Origin of the sequence: Roseivirga seohaensis subsp. aquiponti, from assembly GCF_001267955.1 — a bacterium.
Classification (GTDB): domain Bacteria; phylum Bacteroidota; class Bacteroidia; order Cytophagales; family Cyclobacteriaceae; genus Roseivirga; species Roseivirga seohaensis.
This window is the reverse complement of the sequence record NZ_JSVA01000018.1, coordinates 195,353-206,870: the sequence shown is the minus strand read 5'-3', so window position 1 is coordinate 206,870 and position 11,518 is coordinate 195,353. Positions and strand designations below refer to the sequence as shown.

General features: G+C 40.3%; 11 protein-coding genes. 5 read left to right on the top strand and 6 right to left on the bottom strand.

Annotated features, from left to right (window positions below):
• Position 1 precedes the first annotated feature (1 nt).
• The 4 genes from OB69_RS16000 to OB69_RS15985 all read right to left on the bottom strand — a co-directional run bounded on the left by OB69_RS16000 (position 2) and on the right by OB69_RS15985 (position 2,915).
• Positions 2 to 439: a hypothetical protein gene (locus OB69_RS16000; protein ID WP_053224756.1), complete on the bottom strand. Its 438-nt coding sequence runs from the start codon at positions 437 to 439 to the stop codon at positions 2 to 4.
• An 80-nt stretch (positions 440 to 519) separates the two neighbouring features.
• Positions 520 to 1,197, bottom strand: coding sequence for a tRNA (5-methylaminomethyl-2-thiouridine)(34)-methyltransferase MnmD (mnmD, locus tag OB69_RS15995; RefSeq protein WP_053224755.1), 678 nt, complete (start codon positions 1,195 to 1,197; stop codon positions 520 to 522).
• Positions 1,198 to 1,674: a 2-C-methyl-D-erythritol 2,4-cyclodiphosphate synthase gene (ispF, locus tag OB69_RS15990; RefSeq protein ID WP_053224754.1), complete on the bottom strand. Its 477-nt coding sequence runs from the start codon at positions 1,672 to 1,674 to the stop codon at positions 1,198 to 1,200.
• The gene (locus OB69_RS15985) at positions 1,671 to 2,915 is read right to left on the bottom strand and encodes a M16 family metallopeptidase (protein WP_053224753.1); all 1,245 of its coding nucleotides are present in this window, start codon (positions 2,913 to 2,915) and stop codon (positions 1,671 to 1,673) included. Before OB69_RS15985 ends, ispF begins: the two co-directional genes overlap by 4 nt.
• A gap of 99 nt (positions 2,916 to 3,014) precedes the next feature.
• Between OB69_RS15985 and OB69_RS15980 the strand changes: the two genes are divergently transcribed.
• Together OB69_RS15980 and ytxJ are read left to right on the top strand one after the other, a co-directional pair.
• A complete protein-coding gene (locus OB69_RS15980; RefSeq protein WP_053224752.1) occupies positions 3,015 to 4,988 on the top strand; it encodes an alpha-ketoacid dehydrogenase subunit alpha/beta in 1,974 nt (657 codons plus the stop codon).
• 5 nt (positions 4,989 to 4,993) lie between these two features.
• Positions 4,994 to 5,362, top strand: a complete 369-nt coding sequence (gene ytxJ, locus OB69_RS15975; protein ID WP_157608608.1) for a bacillithiol system redox-active protein YtxJ — start codon at positions 4,994 to 4,996, stop codon at positions 5,360 to 5,362.
• Positions 5,363 to 5,805: 443 nt separating this feature from the next.
• Here ytxJ and OB69_RS15970 read toward each other — a convergent pair whose 3' ends face one another.
• Together OB69_RS15970 and OB69_RS15965 are read right to left on the bottom strand one after the other, a co-directional pair.
• Positions 5,806 to 8,184: an endonuclease MutS2 gene (locus OB69_RS15970; RefSeq protein ID WP_053224751.1), complete on the bottom strand. Its 2,379-nt coding sequence runs from the start codon at positions 8,182 to 8,184 to the stop codon at positions 5,806 to 5,808.
• A 20-nt stretch (positions 8,185 to 8,204) separates the two neighbouring features.
• Positions 8,205 to 8,549, bottom strand: coding sequence for a DUF4296 domain-containing protein (locus OB69_RS15965; protein WP_053224750.1), 345 nt, complete (start codon positions 8,547 to 8,549; stop codon positions 8,205 to 8,207).
• A gap of 151 nt (positions 8,550 to 8,700) precedes the next feature.
• Here OB69_RS15965 and OB69_RS15960 point away from each other — a divergent pair, with 151 nt between their 5' ends.
• The 3 genes from OB69_RS15960 to OB69_RS15950 are packed head-to-tail and all read left to right on the top strand — an operon-like array spanning position 8,701 to position 11,513.
• Positions 8,701 to 9,579: a DUF58 domain-containing protein gene (locus tag OB69_RS15960; protein WP_053224749.1), complete on the top strand. Its 879-nt coding sequence runs from the start codon at positions 8,701 to 8,703 to the stop codon at positions 9,577 to 9,579.
• Positions 9,572 to 10,471, top strand: a complete 900-nt coding sequence (locus tag OB69_RS15955) for a hypothetical protein (RefSeq protein ID WP_053224748.1) — start codon at positions 9,572 to 9,574, stop codon at positions 10,469 to 10,471. Before OB69_RS15960 ends, OB69_RS15955 begins: the two co-directional genes overlap by 8 nt.
• Positions 10,464 to 11,513, top strand: coding sequence for a vWA domain-containing protein (locus OB69_RS15950; RefSeq protein ID WP_053224747.1), 1,050 nt, complete (start codon positions 10,464 to 10,466; stop codon positions 11,511 to 11,513). The genes OB69_RS15955 and OB69_RS15950 overlap by 8 nt, the downstream gene beginning before the upstream one ends.
• The last annotated feature ends 5 nt before the right edge of the window (positions 11,514 to 11,518 follow it).

Below are 11,518 nucleotides of genomic sequence, written 5' to 3'. Positions count from 1 at the left end.
CTTAATTTTGAACCATTGTGGCACTAAGCATTTCTTTTGTTTTGGTAATTGGAGTTAACACGTCTATCAACACTTTATCGCCTTTGCTAAATTGAACATCGGCTGGAGTTTCGAGACTTATTTTTTCACCCACTGCTGGAGCAACAGTAGCGAAAGTTGCTCCGTATTTTACAATTTCCTCAACTTTGAAAACATAAGTATTTCCCCGATCGGAAGTACTTTTAACTGACTCAATCTCACCTTTTAACCTAATAGCATCTTTGATCATATTAGAAGGCGCCACTTCCTTTACCCCTTCAGTATTCAGAGAAAATTCACGAGCATTTTTCACTGTAAACTCAGGGGTGTTTTTCTTTTCGGCTGATTTGCAACTAGCCAAGAAAAATAGAACAACAAAAAGATTATAACTGAGTAGTTTGTATTGGTTTGCTTTCATCATCAAGAATTAAAAACTGCTTCAATATACGATTTATCAAAATGCAATAGGAACTTGGGTACAAATTTAAAGCTACTTTAGCCTTAGCGTTTTACACCTCTAACCATTTCCTTCTTACCCGGAGGGCCAGGAAGGGTTTCAACGGCTAGTCCAACTGCTTTTAAATCCCTTTTCAGCTGTCCTTTTGCACAATAGGTAACAAAAACACCATTTGAGTCGAGCAGTGAAGCCGTTTTTTCGATCACCTCTAAATCCCACATTTCGGATTGTTTGCTTGGCGCGAAGGCATCGAAAAAAATGATATCAAAAAATGAATTGCTGTTAAAGTCTTGAAGTTTGGCTTCTGATTTTAGTATGTTGAAAAATTCGTTTTGCTGAAACGCCTGTTCCCAAGCGGCATTATGAAGCGCTAAAAACCGTTCCTTCACGGTTTTATCCTCAAAAAATTCGTGGTAGTTCAACGCTTCATACACTTCACTTTTTAAGGGGAAAGGCTCTAACGTGGTGTATTCAACTCTCACCTTATTTGCCACCGCCCATTCAGAGGTAAGAATAGCGTTGAGCCCAGTACCAAAGCCAACCTCAAGCACTCGAATTTTATCTAAAGCGAAATTAGTACGAAGAAAATCGAGCCCTTCTTTAAGAAACACATAACGCGACTCTTGCACCGCTCCGTGAAAAGAATGATAGGTTTCGTTCAGTTCAGCATGGTACAGCGAATGCGAACCATCTTCGGTAACTATAATTTTTACTTCAGCCATTTACTTTTGAATCAGCACGGTAGCATAAGCTGCCACACCTTCAGCCTTGCCTACAAAACCAAGCCTTTCAGTGGTAGTAGCTTTGATAGAAATATCTTCTTCCTCAATTCCCATTACTTCTGAAAGGCATTTTTTCATTTCAGGAATATGCGGATTCACTTTCGGCAATTCTAAACAAATAGTGCTGTCAATATTCCCGATAGAAAAACCTTTGGCCTCCACAAGCGCTACTACTTCCTTCAGTAAAATTTTACTGTCAATCCCCTTGAATTTTGGATCTTTGTCCGAAAAATGAAAACCTATATCTCGCAGATTGGCTGCTCCTAAAAGCGCATCGCAAATCACATGAATCAGTACATCTGCATCTGAATGCCCCACAGCGCCATGTGTATGAGGCACCTTGATTCCGCCCAACCAAAAGTCTTTCCCCTCTTCTAAACGATGTACATCGTATCCAAAACCTACTCTGATTTTCATATTTCTTTTTTTGCTTTATACCTTAATACCGAAGCGTTTGTTTTCACCAATATTTTATTGGCCTGCTCCTTAATATCTTCTACCGTAACGGCCTGAATTTTCTCACCTTCATGGTTTACCATGTCGGGATCGCCTAAAGTCCAAGCATGCGCCAAATTCATGGCTCGGTTCAGTAATTCAACTTCGCCAAAAACAATGGTCGACTCTGCTTTGTTTTTCACCTTCTGCAAAGTAGCGGCTTCAATCGAAGTGTTTTTAAAATCTTCAATCAAATCCCACACTGCTTTTTCAGCCTCAGCCAGCGAAACACCAGCACTCAATTGCCCATTGATCACGAGTAAGCCAGGGTCACTAGAACCCATTACATAAGCCCCAATCGAACTGAACAACCTTTGTTTCTCTACCAATTGATCGTGCAATAATGACGACTTACCGCGCCCTAAAATATCGCTCAATAAATCAGTAGCGTAATATTTTTCATCCGCTCTACCTTCCATATGAAAGGCCATATACAGAGAGTCTGCCGGCACAGGCGCTTCTACTTCTAACTCTCTATATTCAGTTTGAACAGGCTCTTGAGGTAAATTTCGTACATTGGTTTCACCTTTTGGAATTTCACCAAACCACTTTTCGCTCAGTCGTTTTACTTCATCCAAAGTAGTATTTCCAGCCACCACTAAAACTGCATTATTGGGCTTGTAAAAACGATGGAAGAAATCCTTCACATCATCCATGGTGGCCTTTTCAATGTGCTCAATTTCCTTCCCAATGGTCGCCCATTTGTAAGGATGTTCTTTATACACCAACGGTCTCAATTTCAACCAAGCATCGCCATAAGGTTGATTCAAGTACCGTTGCTTAAATTCTTCGATCACCACAGAACGCTGTACTTCCAATACTTTTGGGTCGAAAGAAAGGCTTAGCATTCTGTCCGATTCCAACCAAAATGCAGTTTCCATGTTTTCGGCCGGAAGCGTTATGTAGTAGTTTGTAATGTCTGGGCTTGTGAACGCATTGTTCTCGCCCCCAACTTTCTGTAATGGCTCGTCATAATTGGGTACGTTTAGTGAGCCACCAAACATTAAATGCTCAAAAAGATGAGCAAATCCGGTGCGCTTTTCATCTTCATCTCTCGACCCCACATTGTAAAGTACATTTACCACCACCATAGGTGAAGTAAGGTCTTGGTGAAAAATGACCTGAAGGCCGTTTTTTAGTTCAAATTGTTCAAATTGGATCATATACAATTGGGTAGGCTGGCAAAAATAAAAATAATGCACATTAATTTCGGCAATTGAGGGTTTACTTTAATTTTGCTTCGCACTGCACTCAAAACAACTATGATTTTTAAACGAGAAGGTTACTCCAACCAAGAACTTTTACACCTCTACGAGCAAATTCTTAGACCACGCATGATCGAAGAAAAAATGCTCATTCTGCTCCGTCAGGGAAGAATTTCTAAATGGTTTTCTGGAATTGGACAAGAGGCGGTTTCTGTTGGAGCCGTGAATGCCATCGACCAAGAAGAATACATCTTGCCTATGCATCGAAATCTTGGCGTTTTTACAGGCAGAAACATTCCGTACAGTCGCCTTTTCGCACAGTTTCAAGGTAAGTTAAGCGGTTTTACAAAAGGTAGAGATCGCTCCTTCCACTTCGGAACAAAAGAATTTAACATTGTGGGAATGATCTCACATTTAGGCCCACAAATGGCCTTGGCTGATGGAATTGCCTTAGCCGACAAACTTAAAGAAAGCAAAAAAGCCACTTTAGTCTTTACAGGAGACGGTGCAAGTTCGGAAGGTGATTTCCACGAAGCACTAAACGTAGCAGCAGTTTGGGACTTGCCTGTAATTTTTGTGATTGAAAACAACGGTTATGGCCTTTCAACCCCTAGCGAACAGCAGTTCAGGTTCAAAAATTTTATAGACAAAGGCCCGGGCTACGGTATTAAAGCCGTAAAAGTAGATGGCAACAACTTGCTTGAAGTACATTCTACCATAAAACAATTGGCAGAAGAGGTTAGAAAAGACCCTAAGCCAGTGATTGTGGAATGCATGACATTCAGAATGCGTGGCCACGAAGAAGCCAGCGGTACTAAATACGTTCCGAAAGCTTTGATGGAAGAATGGGCGAAGAAAGACCCTGTTGAAAATTATGAGTCCTTTCTAAAGAAGGAAAAAATACTGACCGCAAAAGCGGAAAAAGAGATCAGGGCCAAAATCAAAGCCGACATTGAAGAAGGTTTAGAGTTGGCTTATGCAGAAGAATTACCTCCTGCCACTCAAATGGAAATTGACGATATGCACGCGCCATTTGTTCAGGAAGTGATTGAACCTAAAACAGATGCAACCTCAGAAAAACGATTTGTAGATGCGATTTCGGACGGCTTAAAGCAAAGCATGGAACGCTTTGACAACCTTGTGTTGATGGGACAAGACATTGCTGAGTATGGTGGCGTTTTCAAAATTACTGACGGTTTTTTAGAGAAATTCGGAAGCGGAAGGGTTCGTAATACGCCTTTGTGCGAGTCGGCCATTATTGGTACTGGGCTCGGGCTTTGTATTAATGGTTATAAGGCTATGGTTGAAATGCAGTTTGCCGATTTTGTTACCTGCGGTTTCAACCAAATTGTAAACAACTTAGCGAAAAGCCATTACCGCTGGGGGCAAAATGCAGATGTTGTAGTGCGTATGCCTACGGGTGCTGGCGTTGGTGCTGGACCATTTCACTCGCAATCCAACGAAGCTTGGTTCTTCCACACGCCTGGTTTAAAAATCGTTTACCCTTCTAATCCAAGAGACGCAAAAGGACTTTTGGCAGCAGCCATTGAAGACCCGAATCCTTATTTATTCTTCGAGCACAAAGCCATGTACCGTTCGGTAATCGAGAATATTCCAGACGATTATTACACGGTTGAAGTGGGGAAAGCAAGCATTGCCAAAGAAGGTGATGATATTTCCATCATTACTTACGGCATGGGCGTGCACTGGGCGAAAGAACTGGCTGCCACTTCGGAGGCTTCAATTGAAATTTTAGACTTAAGAACTTTATTGCCCTGGGATAAAGAAGCAGTGGAAGCTACCGTGAAGAAAACCAATAAAGTAATTGTACTGCACGAAGACACGCTTACAGGCGGAATTGGTGCCGAAATAGCCGCTTGGATTGGTGAGAACTGTTTCCAATATTTAGATGCCCCTGTAGCTAGAGTGGGCAGTTTAGATACCCCTGTTCCTTTCGGAAAACACTTAGAAGAGAACTTTTTACCAAAACAAAGACTTGTAGAGAAGTTGAATGACTTGATAAATTACTAGACTCTATGTTTTGGAATAAGAAGAAGGAAGACACTGTTGAAGTGCCATGGAATAGATTGGAGCGTTTAAATCAGCTTTCTGAAATCATTGAAGAGAGTAAAAATCAAACGGTTGTGATTTATAAACACAGCACCCGTTGCAGCATTAGCAGCATGGCGCTAAACCGTTTGGAGCGCAACTGGACAGAAGAAGGTAATCAGCTGAAAATCTATTATTTAGACCTAATTCGGTTTAGAGAAGTTTCTAATGCTGTAGCCGAACAATTTGGTGTACAACATGAATCTCCGCAAGCCATTGTTATCAAAAATGGCAAGGCTGTTCATCATAGTTCGCACATGTCAATTGATTATGATGCGATGTTAAAGTTGGTTTAGGGATACTCACCGCAAAGGACGCGAAGAAACGCAAAGCATAAATTAGAATCGTCACTGCGAACGCTTACGCTTTAGCTTCAGCGTTAGCGCAGACGAAAGCCATGCGATAGCAATGGGTTGCAACGAAGCGGTTTCTGTAATTTGAAAAAGTGAGATTGCTTCACGTAAACACCATCACTTCGAAGAACTGTAGCAGGTTCGCAATGACGCCAAAAATAACCGTCACTGCGAACGCTTACGCCTTAGCTTCAGCGTTGGCGCAGACGCAAACCATGCGCTAGAATTGGATTGCAACGAAGCAGTCTCCAGCCAGCAGTTTCTGTAATTTAAAAAGTGAGATTGCTTCGTCATAGCCTTTCGCTACCGCGAAGTCTATTTCTCGCAATGGCGATGAATTGAGTTTATGGACTACCCCCAATGACTAATGACCATTCAACCAATGACTAACGCATAGTAACCACAGTAATTCCAGCGCCACCACGGTCTACGTGTTCATCTTTCATTTGAGCAATTTCTTTGTAAGACGAAAGGTGCGTTCTCACAATTTGCCTTAAAACACCATTACCTTTTCCGTGTAGAATATGGAGTTCGTTAAAGCCCAGCAATATGGCTTCGTCCATATATTGCTCAAGTTTGGGAATTACTTCTTCGGCACGATAGCCACGGATATCTAACTTCCGAGAGAAATTGGCCATTTTATCGTTGAGGGAAACACCGCCCTTAACTGAAAGTGAATTGGCTTTTTCACGGGTTTCTTTGCGGGTAATTTTCTCTAAACGATTCAGTTTCACCATAGAGGTTAATGCCCCTATGCTCAACTCTACATCCTTACCTTTGATCGAAATTACTTTACCAGTGGTTTCTTGCCCCTTAATACGGACATAACTCCCCACTTCAATGGCGCCAGATTCTGTTTGAACTACTTCTTTTTCTTGCGAAGTAATTTTAGTTTTCTTCTTGGCTGCCTCTAAACTTTCACGGGCTTGCTTTACCCTTTCTTTATCTGCTTGAGCTTCTTTGATTTCGCGAATTACACGCTCTACTTCCTTATTAGCACTATCTAATAGCACTTTGGCTTCGCGCTTCGCATTGTTTAGAATTTTCTTCTCTTGGTTTTCCAAGTGAGATTTTAACTCGGCATATTGAGTCGTTAGCTCATCCAATTCCTTCTCTTTGGCCTTCACTCTTTTTTCAGCCTTTTCAACTTCGTATTGCTGACTTTCTAGCTGACCTAAAAGCTGATCTACAGAAACCTGTTTTACCCCTACTTTAGATTTGGCGTATTCTATGGTTTGATTTGAAAGGCCAATTTTTCGGGCAATTTCTAAGGCGAAAGAACTTCCGGGTTTCCCAATTTCTAGTTGATAAATGGGTTGAAGATTCTTCAGGTCATACTTCATTGCCCCATTTACCAAACCCTGTTGCTTATCGGCATATTCCTTTAGGTTGCCATAGTGCGTAGTAATTACACCCATGCCCTTCGAACTGCGAAGTTCATCCAAAATGGCCTCGGCAATGGCGCCACCAAACTGCGGTTCGGTACCAGTTCCAAATTCATCAATCAAAAACAAGCTGCCTTTGTTTACATGACCCAAAAGGTTTTTCATGTTCACCAAATGCGAACTGTATGTACTTAAATCATTTTCGATGGACTGTTCATCGCCAATATCAATAAAGAGATCTCTGTAAATGGTAAAGCGTGAAGTTTCATTCACCGAAACTAGTAAGCCACATTGGAACATGTACTGCAATAAACCCACGGTTTTCAGGCAAACACTTTTTCCTCCTGCATTTGGTCCAGAAATTACCAAAATTCGCTTTTCAGCATCGAGCGAAATATTGAGCGGCACTACTTTCTTTCCTAACTTTTTAAAGGAAAGGTAAAGTGACGGATGTCTCGCTTCTTGCCAAGCAAAGCCCTTCGTTTCGTTCCAAAGTGGTTTTATGGCATCAATATCTATTGCAAAACGGGCTTTGGCTCTAATAAAATCGATGATGCCCAAGAACTTCATTATTCCTGAAAGGTTTTCCAATTCTGGACGAACCTCATCGGTGAGAGCCGTTAAAATTCGAATGACTTCGCGCTTTTCTGCGTACTGCAATTCACGTACTTCATTGTTGATTTCGAGCACTTCGCTAGGTTCTAGATAAACCGTTTGTCCTGTAGCAGATTCGCCATGCACAAAGCCTCGCACTCTTCTTTTGTATTCCGCTAAAACCGGAATCACCATTCTACCCTCGCGTATGGTAATAGAGACGTCATCAGGTGTAAAGCCATCCTTTTGCGCTCTTCTTAAAATTCCATCAAGTACTTTTCTAAGCCTTTGCTGTTCGGCATTAATTCCCTTTCGAATGTCGGCCAATAAAGCCGAAGCATTATCTTTTAATCTGCCGCGTTCGTCAAACTTTCGGTCGATCGACCAGAGCAATTCATCGTTCCAAAGCAAAGGATGAGTAAGCTGAACCAGTTCAGGGTAATCTTCTCGTTTTTGGCTAAAAAAGCTCAAACATTGGTCGGCAGTTTTAAAAACGAGCAATAAATCGAAAAACTCTTCCTCTAAAAGAAATGAGTTTTCCATCTGCACCTTTTTAAGGTGTGAAGAAACATCTATATAATTAGCGTTTGGAAAAAGTTCTCCACTTTGAATGATTCTCGTAAACTCGTGGGTTTGTTCTAACCACTTATCTATGGAATTGCGATCTGTGGCGTATTTTATTTTTGAAACGAATTGGGCGCCTAAGTTGCTCTCGCACTTTTCGAGCAAAACGGCTCTGATTTTATCAAAACCTAACTTTTCTTCTAAATTTTGTGGGTAAAGCATTCGGTAAATGGGGCTTATTCTTATCTCAGGTTTGTATCTCTTTCTTTCATAACACTGAGGCTATCTAGTGTGGTAGAGAAGATGACAGAAGCCTTTTCTGGATGAAGTAAATAGTACTGATAGCTTTTTTTGTAGGCTACTGTATCTACATTGTGTTCTTCGAAAATCCTCTTTTCCAATATCTTAAATACCTTTTTTGCGGAGTCTGCCGGAAGCAACAAGTGAGTCACTTTACCTTCAGCTACTCTAATATCTACCATGATGTCGATCATCTCAGATTCAGACAATAATCCTTCTGGCAACTCCTCTTTACTACCGCAGGTAAAAAACAAGCAACAAACCGCCAACAAAAAAAGCTTTTTCACACTCAATTCTCAATTTTATTTTCAACTTCGATTTTCAAACGAATTTGTCAAAGGTAACGTATTCTGCACGGTAGCGGAATGCTTCTTAACCAAATTTAAGATAGTTGACACTGAATAAAACCGATTTAATTCTATTTTTGGCCTTTTAGATATGGAGCACATAATTTCCAAGCTTAGGAAGTACGAAATACAAATCAGAAAAGCCATCAATTCTCGGATGCAAGGAGACTTCCATTCCATTTTTAAAGGATCGGGATTGGAGTTTGATGGAGTGCGCGAATACCATTATGGTGATGATGTAAGAAACATCGACTGGAACAGTTCGGCTAAGGGACACGGAACCTTTGTGAAAACATTTAAAGAAGAAAAAGAACAGACAGTTTTCTTCTTGCTAGATGTAAGTGGTTCGCAAGAAATAGGAAACCCAGGTGCGCAAAAAGTTGATGTAGGAAAAGAAATTGCTTCGGTTTTAACGCTTTCGGCTATTAAAGAACAAAATCGAGTGGGGCTTATTTGTTTTTCAGATCAAAAAGAAAAATTTGTAAAGTCAGGAAAAGGCAGCAAACACGGTTATGCTATTATTCATGAACTCTATAACCTAAAACCAAAATCTGGAAAAACGAATATCAGTAAAGCGATTGGTTTAGCGCTTGAAGCCATCAACAAAAAAAGTGTGGTGATTTTGATTTCGGATTTTATTGATACCGATTACGAAAAGAACCTGAGGACTTTGGCCAACAAACATGACCTTGTGGTGATTCACTTAAAAGACGACCGAGAAACTAATTTACCTAACTTGGGGATAATTCCTGTTTACGACAAAGAGAGTCGAAAAACTGTGTGGGTAAATACTTCGTCAAAAGACTTTAGAAATAAACTAGAAAAACGATACTCTACCAATAAAGATGACTTACAGTTATTTTGCAGAAAGCACCAAATCAATTATGTAGAAATCAATACCAAGGATTATTATATCCCACAACTCATCAAACTTTTCAAACTGCGAAATAAATCAATGAAACGTGATTAAGATCGTTAAACTTACCATTCTAGTCGCCTTATTTTTTTCTGGAAGTCAGGCAATTCACGCTCAGGAAACAAAACCGGTTGGTTTTTTCTTGAAAGACAGTGTGAAAATCGGTGAGCCGGTTCCTTTTATTTTCAGTTATAAAGACAAGAAAAACAGGTCTGTTATATTTCCTGATTCGCTCTACAACTTTGCTCCGTTTGAGCTGGTAAGTAAAGAGTATTTCAACACCCAATCTGACGACATTAATAGTATTGATAGTGCGGTTTATTACCTCACTACTTTTGAAATCGACACGGTTCAAAGGCTTTCCCTTCCTGTTTTCTTAATTACAGAAAGCGATAGTATTCCGAATTTTAGTTTAATGGATTCCATCATTCTCGATCAGGTAGTTACGCAAATGCCCGACAGTGTGAATATGGAAGAAAACTCTTATTACAGACCCGTTTCTCTGCAATTCAACTACCCTTATTTCATTATCGCTTTAGTGGTGCTAGGTGTTTTGGCCATCATTGTGTTAGTAGTTTGGGGCAAAGACATTAGGAAAAAGATTAAGCTTTATAGGTTGAAAAAAGGCCTTGAAAAATTCAATGCTGGTTTTGACCAACAGATTGATGCGTTGAGCAATGACACTACCAAAGCCAACATAGAGAAAACACTAAAATACTGGAAGAGCTACATGGAAGGTTTAGAAAACCTGCCTTTTACTAAGCTAACTACCAAAGAAATTGTATTACTAATGCAAAGTTCTAGCTTGGATGAAACGCTCAAATCTATTGATAAAAACATATACAGTAAGGCTACCGTTTCTGCTTTACAAAATGATTTTGAGTTTTTGAAAGACTATACTCAAGACCGATACAATCACATTTCAGAAGTAATTAAAAATGCTTGACGAATCGAAATATAGCTGGCTTTCTCTGGAGTGGTTTACTCCTGAGGGTTTCAAATCCTTTGATTGGGCATTTCCGATTTTTCTTTATGCCCTACCATTAGTGCTCATTCTTTTTCTTCTTAAATGGTTAATCGGAACTAAAATAAAGCAGAAACTCCCTGTTGCCCTTCCTAAACAAGACATAGAACGTAGCTGGACAAGCTATTTAAGGGTAATTCCTAACCTATTTACCGCACTGGCTTTGGCCATGTTAATCGTAGCCCTTGCTCGTCCACAACGAACAAACGAACAAGTAGAGCAATGGACAGAAGGGATTGATATTGTACTCATTATTGATACCTCAGAATCAATGCAGATTGAAGATTTTAAGCCCAACCGACTTGAGGCTGCTAAACAAACCGCACGTGATTTTATCAATGGCAGGTTTCAGGACAGAATTGGATTGGTGATTTTTTCGGGTGATGCCTATTCACTTTCTCCATTGACTACTGATTATGAATTATTAGGTAGTTTTATCGATACCGAAGTAGACTTTGGTAAAATCGAGAACAGAGGAACGGCCATTGGTAGTGCCATTGCAACAGGAACCAACCGAATGACGGAATCATCTGCGGCTTCTAAAGTGATGATTTTATTGAGTGATGGAGATAACACTGCCGGAAATATTGACCCAATTACTGCCGCTGAATTGGCCGCTGCTTATGGTATTAAAATCTACACCATTGGTATTGGCAAAGACGGAAAAGTGCCTTACGGAAAAGACTTCTTTGGCAGACCCAACTATATCGAAAATACGCTGGATGAAACCACGCTTAGAAAGATTGCCGAGATTGGTGATGGTCAGTTCTATCGCGCTTCTGATAACGAAGCACTTTCAAACGTTTTCAGCTTAATTGACCAATACGAGAAAGCTGAAATCAAAGAAACCCGTTACAAGAATACTACGGACTTCTATCCTATTTATGCCAAATGGGGATTGGTTTTCTTTATTCTATTTATGCTCTCTAAAAGTACTTTTGTGAGTAACGTGTTGGAGGATTAACCCTT

Excerpts from the sequence above, each read along its gene's own strand:
- OB69_RS16000 (WP_053224756.1), bottom strand. The coding sequence starts at position 439 with ATGATGAAAGCAAACCAATACAAACTACTCAGTTATAATCTTTTTGTT.
- mnmD (WP_053224755.1), bottom strand. The coding sequence starts at position 1,197 with ATGGCTGAAGTAAAAATTATAGTTACCGAAGATGGTTCGCATTCGCTG.
- ispF (WP_053224754.1), bottom strand. The coding sequence starts at position 1,674 with ATGAAAATCAGAGTAGGTTTTGGATACGATGTACATCGTTTAGAAGAG.
- OB69_RS15985 (WP_053224753.1), bottom strand. The coding sequence starts at position 2,915 with ATGATCCAATTTGAACAATTTGAACTAAAAAACGGCCTTCAGGTCATT.
- OB69_RS15980 (WP_053224752.1), top strand. The coding sequence starts at position 3,015 with ATGATTTTTAAACGAGAAGGTTACTCCAACCAAGAACTTTTACACCTC.
- ytxJ (WP_157608608.1), top strand. The coding sequence starts at position 4,994 with ATGTTTTGGAATAAGAAGAAGGAAGACACTGTTGAAGTGCCATGGAAT.
- OB69_RS15970 (WP_053224751.1), bottom strand. The coding sequence starts at position 8,184 with ATGCTTTACCCACAAAATTTAGAAGAAAAGTTAGGTTTTGATAAAATC.
- OB69_RS15960 (WP_053224749.1), top strand. The coding sequence starts at position 8,701 with ATGGAGCACATAATTTCCAAGCTTAGGAAGTACGAAATACAAATCAGA.
- OB69_RS15950 (WP_053224747.1), top strand. The coding sequence starts at position 10,464 with ATGCTTGACGAATCGAAATATAGCTGGCTTTCTCTGGAGTGGTTTACT.